A 17,033-nucleotide genomic window follows, 5' to 3' on the forward strand; every position below is an offset into this window, starting at 1 on the left:
AAATGAGCAAAACCTTATACCAGAAGCTGTTTGATGCACATGTCGTCTACGAAGCACCCAACGAAACGCCACTGCTGTATATTGACCGTCACTTAGTCCATGAGGTCACTTCTCCGCAGGCATTTGACGGCCTGCGTGCTCATGGACGCCCCGTGCGTCAGCCGGGAAAAACTTTCGCGACGATGGATCATAACGTCTCTACCCAGACGCGTGATATCAATGCCAGCGGCGAAATGGCGCGCATCCAGATGCAAGCGCTGATTAAAAACTGCAACGAGTTTGGCGTTCAACTCTACGATCTTAACCACCCGTATCAGGGCATCGTACACGTTATCGGGCCGGAGCAAGGCATGACGTTGCCCGGCATGACTATTGTCTGCGGCGATTCTCACACCGCCACGCACGGTGCTTTCGGGGCGCTGGCATTTGGTATCGGCACTTCAGAAGTGGAACACGTGCTGGCAACCCAGACCCTGAAACAGGGCCGGGCGAAAACCATGAAGATCGAGGTTGAAGGAGAAGTCGCACCGGGGATCACCGCCAAAGATATCGTACTGGCAATCATCGGTAAAACCGGCAGCGCCGGGGGAACCGGTTACGTGGTTGAATTCTGCGGATCGGCGATCGAAGCGCTGAGCATGGAAGGCCGCATGACGCTGTGCAACATGGCGATTGAGATGGGTGCTAAAGCGGGTCTGGTTGCGCCAGATGAAACCACTTTCGCCTATCTGAAAGGCCGTCAGTTTGCACCGAAAGAGGAGCACTGGCAGCAGGCGGTTAAATACTGGCGTACCCTGAAGTCTGAACCAAACGCTAAATTTGACAGCGTTGTCACGCTTGATGCCGCTGAAATCGCCCCCCAGGTGACCTGGGGTACCAATCCGGGCCAGGTTATCGCCGTCGATCAGCAAATTCCCAATCCGGACAACTTCGCCGATCCGGTTGAGCGCGCCTCTGCGGAAAAAGCATTGGCCTATATGGATCTGCAACCGGGAGTCCGCCTGACCGACGTGAAAATCGATAAAGTGTTTATCGGCTCCTGCACCAACTCACGTATTGAAGATCTGCGCGCCGCTGCTGAAATCGCAAAAGGACGCAGAGTAGCACCCGGCGTAATGGCGATGGTGGTTCCCGGCTCCGGCCCGGTTAAAGCCCAGGCGGAAGCCGAAGGGCTGGACAAAATCTTCCTTGAAGCCGGTTTCGAATGGCGCCTGCCGGGATGCTCAATGTGCCTGGCGATGAATAATGACCGGCTGGCACCCGGCGAGCGCTGCGCGTCAACCAGCAATCGCAACTTTGAAGGCCGTCAGGGCCGTGGTGGCCGTACCCACCTGGTCAGCCCGGCGATGGCCGCTGCCGCCGCCGTTACCGGCCATTTTGCCGATATTCGTCAACTGAACTGAGGAGGAGATAATCATGGCGAGGAAATTTATCCAGCATACGGGCATTGTTGCACCGCTGGATGCGGCAAACGTTGATACCGACGCGATTATCCCTAAGCAGTTTTTGCAAAAGGTAACGCGTACCGGCTTTGGCATTCATTTGTTTAACGACTGGCGCTATCTGGATGACGCCGGGGAGAAGCCGAATCCGCAGTTTGTACTCAACAAACCGGCATTCAAGGGCGCAAGCATTCTGCTGGCGCGGGAGAATTTCGGCTGCGGTTCATCGCGCGAACACGCCCCCTGGGCGCTGACGGACTTCGGTTTTCACGTGGTGATCGCCCCGAGCTTTGCCGATATTTTCTACGGCAACGCGTTTAATAATCAGCTGCTGCCGGTTATTCTGAGCGAACAGCAGGTTGACGAGTTATTCAGTCTGGTTCAATCCCAGCCGGGCATTCAGTTCACTGTAGATCTGGAAAAGAAAGACGTCATTGCCGGAAACAAACATTACGCTTTTGATCTTGATAGCTTCCGCCGCCACTGCATGCTCAACGGTCTGGACAGCATTGGTCTGACGTTGCAACACGAAGAGGCGATTTCCCGCTACGAAGCAAATCAGCCCGCTTTTCTGCACTAATCCCATCCGCGCCCGTCGTGACGGCGGGCCGCGCTCTTTTGGCGGTTATTCCGATGCCAACCCCAGCGGGTTCATTCAGCCATAAAAAATTCCAGCGCAGACCGTCGCCCACGCTGGTCGGGAAATACCCCTTTCAGTTAACGAGTGTCAGGGCGCAACGGTGACCACGCGCTTCAATCCCATCGCTATCCTGAGTCAGAGCGGCATAAACTATCAACGCTTTTGGTCACCCGCTTATAGTCTGCTGCCACGCTGGCATCACCGACGACAGCTAACCCCTCAAGAGAAGCCCGACGGCATGACCATGCTCACCCTCACCTGGTATCACGATCAGACCGAACATCAGGCGATTGCCGACCAGCTCGCCTCCTTACTGGCTGCCTAAGGTATCACCCTGGTGACCCGCCAGGTTGAGTATGCCCGCGGGTATTATGGCGAAACAGAGAGCGATCTCTGGCTCGGCAGTATAAACTTCACCCCGCCGTTGGAATATTCTCTATTCAGTATGCTCTACGACATTCCACTACTGCGGCACTGCATTGATCTTCCTTGGGAAGAGGACCCTCAGCGCTGGCGCCAACGGCAGCTCCCTATGGCGGAATGGTGCCAGCAGCTTATTGAACAGGGATACTTGCATCCTCTTTTTCATCACTGGCTTTTGCTGCACGATCAACGCAGCATGCGCGGTGTGAGCATGAACTCACTCGGCTGGTTTGATTTTAAATCCGCCTGGTTTGCACCACCGCAGCCATAAAGCTTTCGCCCTGACACAGGAACTATTACAATCAGGCGTTCTCAACGGGGTGCCAGGAGATAAACTTGCCGCAGCAAGTTTAAAACCAGGCTGAGAGAAAACCCGTCGAACCTGATCCGGTCAATACCGGCGTAGGGATTTGAGACTATGGCTATCCCCTCAAATCCTTTGCGATCTCTTACATCAAGCCCTGGAGCGCAAAGTGTTAAAATATATTCTTCCTGCTGCAATTCTCTTTTCTGCCCCGGCACTCGCTGATAAACCAGTTTTAACGGTTTATACCTACAGCGCTTTTTCAGCTGACTGGGGGCCGGGACCGGCGGTTAAAAAAGCCTTTGATAAACAGTGCGATTGTCGTTTGAAGTATGTCACGCTGGATGACGGTGTTTCGCTATTGAACCGCCTGCGTATGGAAGGAAAAAACAGCAAAGCTGACGTCGTTGTCGGTCTGGACAACAATCTGCTGGCCGAAGCGGAGAAAACCGGTCTTTTTGCACCATCCAACGTCGATACCCAGCAGCTGAACGTACCCGGTGGCTGGCATAACCGCACCTTTGTCCCTTTCGATTACGGTTATTTTGCCTTCGTGTACAATAAAAACACCCTGCCTGACCCACCGAAAAGTCTGAAAGCGCTGGTTGAAGGCAAAGCACCGATTAAAGTGGTATACGAAGATCCACGTACCAGTACCCCAGGATTGGGACTGCTGCTATGGATGCAAAAAGTATTTGGCGATCAAACCCCCCAGGCATGGCAACAGCTGGCGAAAAAAACCGTAACCGTCACCAAAGGCTGGAGTGAAGCCTATGGTATGTTTCTTAAAGGGGAGGCAGATATGGTACTCAGCTACACCACCTCACCCGCGTATCACCTGATAGAAGAGAAGAAAAATAATTATGCGGCGGCCAGTTTCAGCGAAGGGCAATATCTGCAAGTGGAAGTCGCCGCGCAGCTTAAATCGAGCAAACATCCGCAACTGGCACAGAAATTTATGCACTTCATCGTCTCCGATGCTTTTCAGAAAACCATCCCAACCGGTAACTGGATGTATCCGGTCGGCAACGTGCCATTGCCGGCGGGCTTTGCCACGCTGATTAAACCGGTCGCCACGCTACAATACAGCCCCCAGCAGGTAGCCAGCCAACGTGCAAAATGGATTTCCGCATGGCAACGCGCCGTCAGCCGCTGATTATCGCCAGGCTTGTCCCTGGCATGCTGGCCGCTCTGCTGCTGGTCTCCACAGCGGCAACGGCATTTGGCGCGCTTTGGTGGCAAAGCCCGCCGGGTGCATTCTCCGCCCTCTGGCGGGATAGCTACCTGTGGCACGTGGTGCGTTTTTCTTTCTTTCAGGCTTTACTCTCTGCCCTGCTGTCAATACTACCGGCTATCCCATTAGCCAGAGCGTTATATCAACGCCGCTTTCCCGGCAGGGAGAAGCTATTGCGCCTGTGTGCCATGACGCTGGTATTGCCGTCGCTGATAGCCGTATTTGGCATTCTGAGCATCTATGGTCGCGAAGGCTGGTTGGCGCAGATAGCCAACGCACTTGGCGTGGAGTGGCGCTTTAGCCCATACGGTCTGCAAGGCATTTTACTGGCGCACGTATTTTTCAACCTGCCGTTAGCCGCACGCTTGTTACTACAGACGCTGGAGCAAATTCCCGGCGAGCAGCGCCAGCTGGCTGCACAGCTTGGCCTACGTGGGATGAACCATTTTCGCCTGGTTGAATGGCCCTGGCTGCGTCGACAAGTTTTGCCCGTTGGCGCACTGATATTTATGCTTTGTTTCGCCAGCTTTGCCACGGTAATGATGCTGGGGGGCGGGCCGAAAACCACGACCCTGGAGCTGGCTATTTATCAGGCGCTTAATTACGACTACAATCCGGGTCGCGCCGCGCTGCTGGGATTATTGCAGCTGTTATTTTGCCTCGGCTTAGTGCTGCTCAGCCAGCGCCTGAGCAGAGCGCTCCCCGTTGGCGAAAGCAACGGACAGGGATGGCGCAACCCCGAAGACAGCCTGTGGCAGCGCATTCGTGACGGTGTGATTATTCTTTTGACACTGCTGCTATTGCTGCCACCGCTGATAGCGGTGATCACCAGTGGCCTGCACCGTGGCTTTAGCACAGTATTACAGCAACCCGCACTGTGGGACGCGGCGTTCACCTCGCTGCGCATTGCCGCGGGCGCGGGCCTGGTCAGCGTCATTCTGGCTATGATGCTACTGTGGAGCAGCCGCGAACTGCGGATGCGACAGCACCCACTGCCCGGCCAGATGCTGGAGTTAAGCGGTATGCTTATCCTTGCCATGCCGGGTATTGTACTGGCAGCGGGTGCTTTTTTACTGCTTAACGCCACTGTCGGTCTGCCGCAGTCTGCCGCCAGCCTGGTGATGTTTACCAATGCGCTGGCGGCGCTGCCCTATGCCATGAAGGTACTGGAGCACCCGATGCGGGATCTGGCCTGGCGCTATGACCGCCTTTGCTTGTCGCTGAACATTTCTGGGCTGAACCGACTGCGGTTAATCGAACTCCGTGCCTTACGCCGCCCCTTATCGCAGGCAATGGCGTTTGCCTGCGTCATGTCGATCGGCGATTTTGGTATCGTCGCTCTGTTTGGAAACGATAATTTCCGCACCCTGCCTTTCTACCTTTATCAGCAGATGGGTTCCTATCGTAGCAATGATGCGGCGGTCACCGCGCTGATTCTGCTGGCGATGTGCTTTTTACTGTTTACCCTGATTGAAAAACTGCCGGAACGCCATGTTAACCCTGACTGACCTGACCTATCTGTACAACCCTTTGTTAATGAACTTCAGCTTCCATCTGACGCCAGGTGAGCGGGTGGCGATTTTCGGCCCGAGTGGCGCAGGTAAAAGCACCCTGCTGTCATTAATCGCCGGATTCCTGACCGCTCGCAGCGGTCAATTACTGCTCAACGGTCAGTCACACACCAACAGCACGCCCGCGCAACGCCCTGTATCAATGCTGTTTCAGGAGCACAATCTTTTTCCTCATCTTAGCGTGGCTGAAAATATTGGCCTCGGAATCCATCCTGGTCTTAAGCTGACCTGCGCTCAGAAGCAAAGGTTAAGCGATATCGCCGGGCAGACGGGGATAGAAGATTTGCTGCACCGACTACCGGCAGAGCTATCCGGTGGGCAACGACAACGTACCGCACTGGCTCGCTGCCTGGTGCGCCAGCAGCCGATCCTGCTACTGGATGAGCCGTTTTCAGCGCTGGACCCCGCACTGCGACAGGAGATGTTACAGCTGGTACAACGCGTTTGCGATGATCGAGGGATAACGCTACTTATGGTTTCACATAATATTGATGATGCACTGCGCATTACAACACGCTCGTTGCTGATCGTTGACGGGCAAATTGCCTGGGATGGCCCCAGCAGCGAGCTAAAGCGCCCAGACAGCGTTGCCTCACGCATTCTGGGTATCAACTGCCCATAAAAACCTGCGCCAGCAGATGCAAAAACGTTGGCGTAAGTGGATGAAAAGCACCGGCAACCACTGACAGCGCCGCAATCAGCAGCACCAGCGGTGCCAGCCAGCGCAAGCGTGACGGCGGTAGCCTGACGCTGGCCCAATCCTGTTGTTTTTCACCGCGCAGCCAGCGCCAGCATAGCCAGACCGCCAGCCAGACCAACAGCGCCACCAATAGCAGCAGCCACTTAAACGCATGACTTCCAACATCCTGTGGGATATCAATTGCCACGCCGGCCAAAATCCCCGGCATAAAATAGAGTGGTGGCCAGAGTAAGCAGGCGATCAGGTTAGGCAAAGCAAACTTAGCCGCCGGTAACTCAAGCATGCCAGCCACCAGCGGAATAACAGCCCGGGTCGGCCCCACGAAGCGCCCAACAATAATGGTAAACATGCTGTGCTGGTGTAGCGCCTGCTCGGCTTTATCCATCAAAGGCCGATAACGCTGAATAAGCGACCAGCGGTGCAACGGCCCTTTAAAACGCTGACCAATCAGATAGGAAACCCAGTCACCGGCCATACAGGCGAGCGTTGCCACCAGCCAGGCGGGGTATAGTGCAATTTTATCACTGCCGATCAACGCACCAAAAGAAGCCATCAGTACCGTACCCGGCATTAACAGCCCCAGCAGTGCCAGCGACTCAAAAAAAACCACCAGCGCAATAGCAAACAGCGCCCAGCCCGCAGACTGTGTAATAAGATGTTCCAGCCAGGCTTCCATTCAATACCACTCTGAAAAATGAGGAACTAATTGTCATGGCTGCCGCCCCAGGCGTCAAGCCAACAAATTATCTGATAGCCTTACGAACGAAATCTTCAGCATCTTTAGCCGACCCAATTTGTAATATGTCAAAAATACTGTATAAATAAACAGATTATACAGATGAAAGTTCTCAACGGTTTTTCTGATGACGCAACCTTTCGCAGGATTTGTCCTCACCCGCCACTGGCGTGATACACCGGCGGGAACTCAGGTAACGTTGTGGCTGGCCACAGACCACGGCCCACAGCAGCTGGTGCTACCTGCACAGGAGTCGGTCGCCTTTATTCCCGCAGATCAACAGGGGCGTGCACGCGAGCTGCTGCAGAATGAGTCGCATTTTCGCCTTGTCCATCTCGAATTAAACGATTTCCATCAGCGTCCGGTGGTCGGGCTTTACTGCCATCAGTATCGCCAGTTGCTGAAACTGGAAAAACGGTTGAGGGAGGGAGGCATCACCGTATACGAGTCAGATATCCGACCACCCGACCGATATCTGATGGAGCGATTTATTACCGCCCCCGTCTGGGTTAGCGCTCAACGCCAGCAAGGCCACTATGTTGACGTACGCCTTAAAGCAAATGAGGACTATCGCCCGCAGCTGAAATGGGTATCGCTCGATATCGAAACCAGTCGCCATGGCGAGCTTTACTGTATCGGACTGGAAGGCTGCGGGCAACGCGATGTGCTGATGCTTGGCCCGGAGAACGGTAATGCCGCCGACAGTGGCGTCAATCTGGTTTATTTTACCAGCCGTCCGGCGCTACTGGCAGCGCTTAATGACTGGTTTGTCCGCCATGATCCCGATGTCATTATCGGCTGGAATCTGATCCAGTTTGATCTCAAAGTTCTACAAAAGCAGGCTGAGCGCTATGGGGTTGCACTACTTTTAGGCCGTGGCAGGCAGCCGCTGGACTGGCGGGAACACGGTTTCAAACCCGGCGTATTCTTCGCCCAGGCTGCCGGGCGGCTGATCATTGACGGCATCGAAGGGCTAAGGTCGGCCTTCTGGAATTTCGAATCGTTCAGCCTTGAAAGTGTTGCTCAGGCATTGCTGGGAGAGGGTAAAGCAATCGATAATCCCTGGCAGCGCATGGAGGAGATAGATCGCCGATTTGCGCAAGATAAACCCGCCCTGGCGCGCTACAACCTGAAAGACTGCGAGCTGGTTACGCGCATTTTTCAGCATACCCAACTGATGCCTTTTTTACTGGAGCGGGCCAGCGTTAACGGCCTTCCTGCCGATCGCCACGGTGGCTCCGTTGCCGCCTTCAGCCATCTTTATTTGCCGCGAATGCACCGTATGGGCTTTGTGGCTCCAAATTTGGGCGAGGTGGCGCCGGAGGCCAGTCCCGGCGGCTACGTAATGGATTCACGTCCAGGATTGTATGATTCGGTGCTGGTACTGGATTATAAAAGCCTTTACCCCTCAATTATCCGCACTTTTCTTATCGATCCCGTCGGGCTGAGCGACGGTCTGGCGCACCCGGATGACGCCCACTCGGTACCCGGTTTTCGCGGTGCGCGCTTCTCCCGGCAGCATCATTGCCTGCCGGCGATCGTCAACCAGATTTGGCAGGGGCGGGAACGGGCGAAAAAACAGGGTAATAAACCGCTGTCGCAGGCGCTGAAAATTATCATGAACGCCTTTTATGGCGTGCTGGGTACCAGCGCCTGTCGTTTTTTTGATCCGCGCCTTGCCTCATCAATTACGCTACGCAGCCACGAAATTATGCAGCAGACGCGTCGTCTGATAGAGGATCAGGGCTTTGACGTCATTTATGGCGACACCGATTCCACCTTCGTCTGGCTAAAATCAGCCCACAGTGAAGCCGATGCCGACGCTATCGGCCAGCAGCTGATTAATACAGTTAACCTGTGGTGGCAGCAACATCTGCGTCAGACGCTGAACCTTACCAGCGCGCTTGAACTGGAATATGAAACCCATTTTTGCCGTTTCCTGATGCCGACCATTCGCGGTGCCGAACAAGGTAGCAAGAAACGCTATGCGGGTCTGATCCGCCACGACGGCGAGGAGCGCATGGTGTTCAAGGGTCTTGAGAGCGTACGCACCGACTGGACACCGCTGGCACAACAGTTTCAGCAGGGGCTTTATCGGCGTATTTTTCGCGGCGAGCCCTGGCAGGACTATGTGCGGGAAACGGTGGAAGATCTGCTGGCCGGAAAGCTTGACGATCGGCTGGTTTACAGTAAACGACTACGCCGCCCCCTCAAGGATTATCAACGCAATGTTCCGCCACATGTTCGCGCCGCCCGCATTGCCGATGAACAGAATCAACGACTTGGACGGCCACTACGCTATCAAAACGGCGGACGCATTCGCTACCTGATGTGCACCAGCGGCCCGGAGCCACTGGAGGTCCGTACCACAGCGCTTGATTACGAGCATTATTTATCCCGCCAGTTGCAGCCGGTCGCTGACGGCATACTGCCATTTCTGCATGAGGACTTTGCCACCATGATTACGGGGCAGTCGGGGCTTTTTTGACAGGTGACGAAAGCATTCCCTTCCAGTACCATAACGCCCTTTCTGTCACAGATAACCCATACTTCATCATTAGCCGGGCAATAATGCCAGGCACGCGGGCTATTGCCTGCACTAAACAAAACGAGAGCTGAGCCGATTATTTATGCCTTTTACACTTGGTCAACGCTGGATTAGCGACACGGAGAGCGAACTGGGATTAGGGACCGTGGTCGCTATTGATACACGCATGATCACCCTGCTATTCCCTGCTACTGGCGAAAGCCGTCTGTACGCCAGAAATGATTCCCCGGTTACCCGCGTGATGTTCAATCCTGGTGATACCATTACCAGCCATGAAGGCTGGAAGCTGGAAGTGGAGGACGTCACCGAAGAGAACGGCGTACTGACCTATTTCGGCACCCGCACCGATAACGGTGAACAGCACGTCGCGCTGCGTGAAGTCATGCTCGACAGCAAGCTGGTGTTCAATAAACCGCAGGACAGGCTGTTTGCCGGCCAGCTGGACCGGATGGATCGCTTTGCACTGCGCTATCGCGCACGTAAATATCAGAGCGAACAATACCGGCTGAACATCAGCGGTTTACGCGGCGCGCGTACCAGTCTGATCCCCCATCAGCTGCATATCGCTCACGATGTCGGTCGCCGTCACGCGCCGCGCGTACTGCTGGCTGACGAAGTCGGCCTCGGTAAAACCATTGAAGCTGGCTTGATTATCCACCAGCAGCTGCTCGCCGGTCGTGCCGCACGGGTGCTTATCGTGGTACCTGAGACCTTGCAACATCAGTGGCTAGTAGAAATGCTGCGTCGCTTTAACCTGCGTTTTGCCCTGTTCGATGATGAACGTTATGCAGAAGCGCAGCATGATAGCGATAATCCGTTTGACACCGAACAGCTGGTGATTTGCTCGCTGGATTTCGTCAGGCGTAATAAACAGCGTCTCGATTTGATGGCCGAAGCAGAGTGGGATCTGCTGGTGGTGGATGAAGCGCATCATCTTGCCTGGGAGCCTGCTAATCCCAGCCGTGAATATCAGGTGATCGAACAGTTGGTCCGACAGATCCCTGGCGTATTATTGCTTACCGCCACCCCTGAGCAGCTGGGCATGGAGAGTCATTTTGCTCGCCTGCGACTGCTTGACCCAAGTCGCTTTCACGATTTCCAGCAATTTATTGCCGAGCAGCAGAATTATCGCCCGGTGGCAGATGCGGTGACCGAATTGCTGGCCGACAATGCGTTAGATCGGCAGGCGCTGAATCGCCTGAACGATCTGGTCGGCGAACAGGATATTGAGCCGCTATTACAGGTTGCTAACGGTCAGGGCGAAGGAAAAAATGCCGCCCGCCACGAACTGATTTCAATGCTGATGGATCGTCACGGAACCAGTCGGGTGCTGTTTCGTAATACGCGTGGCGGGGTAAAAGGCTTCCCTCATCGCGAGCTACACGCAATCCGTCTACCGCTCCCCAGTCAGTATCAGACCGCAATTAACGTATCGGGCATTATGAACGGCAATAAAAACGCCGAAAATCGCGCCCGTGACATGCTCTATCCTGAACAAATATACCAGGCGTTTGAGGGTGAAAATGGCACCTGGTGGAACTTTGATCCACGCGTTGAGTGGCTAATGGGCTACCTCACCAGCAACCGCCAGCAAAAGATCCTGGTGATTTGCGCGAAGGCGGAAACCGCACTGCAGCTTGAGCAGGTCTTGCGGGAACGTGAGGGGATCCGCGCGGCGGTATTCCACGAAGGGCTGTCTATTATCGAGCGTGATCGTGCCGCCGCCTGGTTCGCCGCCGAAGAGGACGGTGCTCAGGTGCTTTTGTGCTCCGAGATTGGCTCAGAGGGGCGTAACTTCCAGTTCGCCAGCCAAATGGTGATGTTTGATCTACCCGCTAATCCTGACCTGTTAGAGCAGCGCATTGGTCGATTGGATCGCATAGGTCAGGCCCACGATATTCGGATCATGGTGCCTTATCTGGAAAAAACCGCCCAGGCGGTTTTACTGCGCTGGTATCACGAGGGGCTGGATGCTTTCGAGCACACTTGTCCCACCGGACGCACTATTTACGATCAGGTTTACAGCACGCTGATAAACTATCTGGCCGAACCGCAAAATGATGCCGGACTGGATGCATTTATTCAAACCTGTCGCCAGCAGCATAGCCAGATCAAACAGCAGCTGGAGCAGGGGCGCGACCGCTTGCTCGAACTCAACTCCAATGGTGGTGAGCACGCACAGCAGCTGGCGGCGCAAATTGAACAGCAAGACAACCATATTGAACTGGTGAACTTTGCACTGAATCTGTTTGATATCGTCGGTATCAATCAGGAAGACCGCAGCGACAATCTGCTGGTCCTGACGCCATCTGACCATATGCTGGTACCGGACTTCCCTGGCCTGCCTGAAGATGGCTGCACCATTACCTTCGATCGTCATAAGGCCCTGTCGCGTGAAGATGCACAGTATGTGACCTGGGAGCACCCACTGATCCTTAACGGGCTGGATCTGATCCTGTCCGGAGATACCGGCAGCTGCGCCCTGTCTCTGCTGAAAAACAAGGCCCTGCCGGTGGGTACACTACTGGTTGAGCTAATCTATGTCGTTGAAGCCCAGGCGCCTAAGCATTTGCAACTGACGCGATTCCTGCCGCCAACGCCAGTACGCCTGCTGCTCGACAGCAGCGGTAACAATCTGGCGCAGAAGGTAGAATTTGAGGGCTTTAATCGCCAGCTGAATGCGGTTAACCGCCACACCGGCAGTAAGCTGGTAAACGCGGTGCAGCAAGAAGTGCATCAGATGTTGATCCAGGGCGAGACACACATTATTGCTAAGGCCCAGGAGATTATCGCTGATGCCCGGCATCAGGCTGATGAGACCCTGAGTGCAGAGCTGAACCGACTTGAAGCGCTAAGGGCGGTTAATCCGACCATCCGCGATGATGAAGTTGCCGCGCTTGAGGAAAACCGCCAGCAGGTCCTCAATAGCCTCAATGACGCCGGATGGCGGCTCGACGCTCTGCGGCTGATTGTGGTGACCCATCAGTAAGTAACCCGCTCCCCGGACGGGGAGCCTTTCTCTGATCAATGAGTGAGCATGTAAATGGAACCCTACCATCCGCCGCGCGAACCCTGGCTGCATATCCTGTATCAGGATGAGCATATTATGGTGGTCAACAAGCCAAGTGGGCTGCTGTCAGTTCCGGGCCGCCTGGTTGAACACAATGACAGCATTATGACGCGTATCCAACGTGACTTCCCACAGGCTGAGTCGGTTCACCGCCTGGATATGGCCACCAGCGGAATTTTAGTAGTCGCGCTCGACAAAGTCGCTGAGCGCGACCTCAAGCGCCAGTTTCGCGAGCGGGAACCACAAAAAATTTATATCGCGCGCATATGGGGGCATCCGGAAAAAGAGCGGGGATTGGTAGACTTACCCCTGATCTGCGACTGGCCTAACCGACCAAAACAAAAAGTTTGCAGCGAAACCGGTAAACCCGCGCAGACCGAATGGCAGGTGCTTGCTCTTGAGCCGGACAATAGCGCCCGCATCCAGCTCAAGCCGATTACCGGCCGCTCACATCAGCTACGTGTGCATATGCTGGCTATCGGTCATCCCATACTCGGAGATGGCTTTTATGCGCCACCAACGGCGCTGGCGATGGCACCTCGCCTGCAACTGCATGCGGAATCGCTGACTATCACTCATCCCCGGTACGGCACGCCCATGACCTTTCGCCAACCGGCAGATTTTTAATCCACACTGCCTGATAGCACAGCGAACCCGCTGCCTGCCCGATTTTTCTGCTCAACGCGGTTAAAACTCTCCCGGATGCGGCAAAAGAGAAAACCGCGTCGGGAAAAACAGGGTGAATCGCTCATCTGACAGACTTAAGCAGTGAAAGCAGGTTGTAACCTGCATGAGAATAACCCTTCTTCGGCAGCGGTAAGTGCGATGACCGCGCGCAGAGAGCGCCCCATATATCATCGACCTCACAGCAAACAGAAACCGTTGTGTATAAACGCCGTTGCCTGGCCTGATTAGCCCACCGCTGAAAGGGCTAATGGTCAGTCAGCCGGACTTATTTCAGCCCGCGCTCACGGCGGATGAGATCATACGCCGCCTGAATACTTTGCGCCTTCTGCTTAGCCACCTCCATCATTTGTGGCGGCAAACCTTTAGCGACCAGTTTATCCGGATGATGCTCACTCATCAGCTTGCGATAGGCGCGTTTAATCGTGGTATTGTCATCATCAGCCTTGACTCCGAGTACACTGCAAGCGTCCTGCAATGTAGGCCCACGCGCATCTTGCTGATATCTGCCCTGACGGCTCTGCCCCTGTGCGCCGCCAAAATGCTGTCCGCTGGTCATCATACGCAGATATTGATCGAACTGGATGCGTGAGATACCCAGTTCCTCGGCGATAACATACAGCACCTGGCGTTCATTGGGATGCAGCTGTCCGTCGGCAAAGGCGGCCTGAATCTGTATTTCAAGGAACATGCGAATCAGGTCAAAGCGACCAAAGCAGGCGTTTTTCAGTTCGCGTAACTTCTGTCTCAGTGGGAAGTCGCTTAGCTTACCTTCGCGAAAAGCCTGCTGTGCCGCGGTACGAGCATCGCCATGCAGCTGCATCCGATCCATCTGTAGCGTTGCCATCTGAATATCCACGTCGGTGACACGCCCCTTCGCTTTTGTCAGATGCCCCATGACCTGGTAGGTCGTTCGAAAAAACAGAGACTGGCGTTCCTGATTACTGGAAAAATAACTCTGTCGCGGGACAGAAAGCGTTTTATCGACCAAATGCCCAATCATTATCCCTGCCAGCACGGCCCAAAAACCGCCGCCGCTTAGTGAGCCAAGGACTAAACCAATAACTTTTCCCCAGTAGCGCATAAACTCCTCAATTCGCCATGAAACCGGCTAGAAATTGCTTTATCATACCCGTCATTTATCTCAGCGCCTAACGGCAACGTGGAAAGCAAGGATTAACACTAGCGCAACGCTGTTGAGTAAGTTAGTCTCTGACCGTTTGTCGGCTTGAAACCAGTTATCACGGAATTTTGATACTTCGTATGAAAAAACGTTTACCAACCCTGCTGGCCACATTGATTGGCTCTGCAATTTACAGCCAGTGCGGACTTGCCGACGACCTTGCATCGCAATGCATGCTTGGCGTGCCCGAATATACGCGCCCTCTTGTCCAGGGCAATGCCAATAGCCTTCCGGTAACGATAAAATCAAATCAAGCCGACAGTAAATTTCCTGATAACGCCGTTTTCAGCGGTGATGTTGACATTCAGCAAGGCAATCGCCGCCTGCGGTCAGACGAGGTTCAACTCCACCAGAAGCAGCTGAATGGTCAGACCACGACGGTGCGTACCGTCGATGCGCTGGGCCATGTTCACTACGACGATAACCAGGTCATTTTGCGCGGGCCAAAAGCCTGGTCAAATCTGAATACCAAAGATACTAACGTCTGGGATGGCAGTTATCAGATGGTCGGGCGCCAGGGGCGCGGTACGGGCGAGCAAATGGAACTTCGCGACAACAGTCGCTATACCATTTTAAAAGACGGCACCTTCACAAGCTGTTTGCCGGGCAGCAATAGCTGGAGTATCGCCGGTTCTGAAATCATTCAGGACCGTAAAGAGCAGCTGGCAGAGATATGGAACGCACGCGTTAAAATCGGCTCCATTCCGGTGTTTTATAGCCCTTATTTGCAGCTGCCAATGGGCGATCGCCGTCGTTCCGGCTTTTTAATCCCCAACATGAAGTTCGCAAACAACAGCGGCATTGAGTTTATGCTGCCCTATTACTGGAATATTGCGCCACAAGCGGATGCGACCATTACCCCGCATTACATCGAAAAGCGCGGCTTCCAGTTACAAAACGAGTTTCGTTATCTGAGCAAAGCTGGCGCGGGTTTGATGGAGTTCGACTACATGGGATCGGACAGAGTTTACCGTAGTCGTATTGAAGATGGTCAATACGCCGGTAACCCAAATGACACCAAGCGCTGGATGTTCTACTGGCAGCACAATGGCGTCTATGACCAACACTGGCGTTTTAACGTCGATTACACCAGGGTTAGCGATCCCTACTATTTCAGCGATCTGGATTCTGTCTACGGCAACTCAACCGATGGCTATGCCACGCAAAAGTTCAGCCTGGGCTACGCTGACACTAACTGGGATGCCACCTTATCGAGCAAACAGTTTCAGGTATTCCAGCTCAACAGTACCAACAACGTCTATCGCGCCGAACCGCAGCTCGACCTGAATTATTACAAAAATAATCTTGGACCGTTTGACAGCCACATTTACGCTCAGGCGGTAAAATTCACCAACGTGAATTCAAACTATCCTGACGCAACCCGCCTGCATATCGAGCCCTCGATAAACTTGCCGCTTGCTAACAGCTGGGCCAGCCTGAATACTGAAGCCAAGCTGCTGGCCACCCACTATCAGCAGGACGATATAAACTGGTATAACCGGCAGGTTGACAGCAATAATCAGCTACGTGGTACGGTAAATCGCGTAATGCCGCAGTTTAAAACTGACGGTAGGGTGATATTCGACCGCAACATGGACTGGTCGCCGGGCTACACCCAAACGCTGGAACCGCGTTTACAGTATCTGTACATTCCCTATCGCAATCAGAGCGATATCAACGTTTATGACTCAACCCTCTTGCAAAGCGACTATAGCGGCCTGTTCCGCGACCGTAGTTACAGTGGTCTTGATCGCATCGCCTCAGCTAACCAGTTGACAACCGGGGTCACCACACGCATTTTTGATAACGATCTGGTGGAACGTTTTAACGCTTCTATTGGTCAAATCTATTCGTTCACTCCCTCGCGGACCGGGGTAACGAACAATTATTTTGATGGTAACAAAGATAATACCGGTAGCATCGTATGGGCTGGGGATACCTACTGGAAGATAAACGATAACTGGTCAACGCGCGGCGGCCTGCAATATGACGCCCGTTTAAACTCAGTGACCACAGGCAACGCGGTACTTGAATATCGTCGCGATGCCGACCGCGTGTTGCAGCTAAACTATCGTTACACCAGCCCACAGTATATTCAGGCAACACTGCCGAATATTCAGAATCCTGGCTATCAGCAAGGCATATCGCAGGTGGGTGCAACCGCCAGCTGGCCATTTGCCGACTCCTGGTCAGTGGTGGGCGCCTGGTATTACGACACCAAAGCGAGACAGCCGGCTGACCAGCTACTCGGCGTACAATACAGCTCATGCTGCTATGCCATTCGCGTTGGTTACGAACGTAAGATAACTAACTGGGACTACACTCGTGATGAAAGTAAATATGACAATCAAATCTCATTCAGTATTGAACTTCGCGGCCTGAGTTCTGACTACAGTCTGGGCACGGACAAGATGCTTCGTCAGGGCATCCTGCCTTATCAGCCCGCATTCTGATTATGACGATTGACCAGTAAACCTGCATTGCAGACAAACGAATGG

General features: G+C 54.0%; 11 protein-coding genes, 1 pseudogene and 1 riboswitch. Of the genes and pseudogenes, 10 read left to right on the top strand and 2 right to left on the bottom strand.

The genetic code is table 11. The annotated features are described in order from the left end of the window. Nucleotides 1–2: 2 nt before the first annotated feature. From leuC to thiQ, 6 genes and pseudogenes are all read left to right on the top strand, one after another. Nucleotides 3–1,403 (top strand): 3-isopropylmalate dehydratase large subunit, encoded by a 1,401-nt coding sequence (leuC, locus tag BM191_RS06685; protein ID WP_092876423.1) that lies wholly within the window; start codon nt 3–5, stop codon nt 1,401–1,403. 13 nt (nt 1,404–1,416) lie between these two features. Further along, on the top strand, nt 1,417–2,022 hold the full coding sequence (leuD, locus tag BM191_RS06690) for a 3-isopropylmalate dehydratase small subunit (RefSeq protein ID WP_092876425.1): 606 nt from the start codon (nt 1,417–1,419) through the stop codon (nt 2,020–2,022). Nucleotides 2,023–2,161: 139 nt separating this feature from the next. Further along, nucleotides 2,162–2,776 (top strand): annotated as a pseudogene (locus BM191_RS17080) (transcriptional regulator SgrR); the annotation flags it as partial. A gap of 35 nt (nt 2,777–2,811) precedes the next feature. After that, a riboswitch (TPP riboswitch) is annotated at nt 2,812–2,932 on the top strand. A 46-nt stretch (nt 2,933–2,978) separates the two neighbouring features. Beyond that, nucleotides 2,979–3,965 carry a thiamine ABC transporter substrate binding subunit gene (gene thiB, locus BM191_RS06705; protein ID WP_092876431.1) on the top strand — a complete coding sequence of 329 codons (987 nt, stop codon included), beginning with the start codon at nt 2,979–2,981 and terminating at the stop codon, nt 3,963–3,965. Continuing rightward, nucleotides 3,941–5,551 (top strand): thiamine/thiamine pyrophosphate ABC transporter permease ThiP, encoded by a 1,611-nt coding sequence (gene thiP, locus BM191_RS06710; protein WP_092876433.1) that lies wholly within the window; start codon nt 3,941–3,943, stop codon nt 5,549–5,551. Before thiB ends, thiP begins: the two co-directional genes overlap by 25 nt. After that, the gene (thiQ, locus tag BM191_RS06715) at nt 5,535–6,236 is read left to right on the top strand and encodes a thiamine ABC transporter ATP-binding protein ThiQ (RefSeq protein WP_092876435.1); all 702 of its coding nucleotides are present in this window, start codon (nt 5,535–5,537) and stop codon (nt 6,234–6,236) included. Before thiP ends, thiQ begins: the two co-directional genes overlap by 17 nt. Here thiQ and BM191_RS06720 read toward each other — a convergent pair. Then, complete coding sequence (locus BM191_RS06720) at nt 6,223–6,990, bottom strand: DedA family protein (protein ID WP_092876437.1); 768 nt, start codon at nt 6,988–6,990, stop codon at nt 6,223–6,225. The two genes, thiQ and BM191_RS06720, sit on opposite strands and share 14 nt — an antisense overlap. Nucleotides 6,991–7,177: 187 nt before the next feature. Between BM191_RS06720 and polB the strand changes: the two genes are divergently transcribed. The 3 genes from polB (at nt 7,178) to rluA (ending at nt 13,295) form a co-directional block, all read left to right on the top strand. Then, nucleotides 7,178–9,538, top strand: coding sequence for a DNA polymerase II (gene polB, locus BM191_RS06725; protein WP_092876439.1), 2,361 nt, complete (start codon nt 7,178–7,180; stop codon nt 9,536–9,538). Between the two features lie 142 nt (nt 9,539–9,680). Next, complete coding sequence (gene rapA, locus BM191_RS06730) at nt 9,681–12,587, top strand: RNA polymerase-associated protein RapA (protein WP_092876441.1); 2,907 nt, start codon at nt 9,681–9,683, stop codon at nt 12,585–12,587. 54 nt (nt 12,588–12,641) lie between these two features. After that, nucleotides 12,642–13,295, top strand: a complete 654-nt coding sequence (gene rluA / locus BM191_RS06735) for a bifunctional tRNA pseudouridine(32) synthase/23S rRNA pseudouridine(746) synthase RluA (RefSeq protein ID WP_092876443.1) — start codon at nt 12,642–12,644, stop codon at nt 13,293–13,295. 325 nt (nt 13,296–13,620) lie between these two features. Here rluA and djlA read toward each other — a convergent pair whose 3' ends face one another. Next, nucleotides 13,621–14,436 carry a co-chaperone DjlA gene (djlA, locus tag BM191_RS06740; RefSeq protein ID WP_092876446.1) on the bottom strand — a complete coding sequence of 272 codons (816 nt, stop codon included), beginning with the start codon at nt 14,434–14,436 and terminating at the stop codon, nt 13,621–13,623. Between the two features lie 179 nt (nt 14,437–14,615). Here djlA and lptD point away from each other — a divergent pair, with 179 nt between their 5' ends. Continuing rightward, nucleotides 14,616–16,988, top strand: coding sequence for an LPS assembly protein LptD (lptD, locus tag BM191_RS06745; RefSeq protein WP_092876448.1), 2,373 nt, complete (start codon nt 14,616–14,618; stop codon nt 16,986–16,988). The last annotated feature ends 45 nt before the right edge of the window (nt 16,989–17,033 follow it).

The organism is Izhakiella capsodis (genome assembly GCF_900115045.1).
Taxonomy (GTDB): domain Bacteria; phylum Pseudomonadota; class Gammaproteobacteria; order Enterobacterales; family Enterobacteriaceae; genus Izhakiella; species Izhakiella capsodis.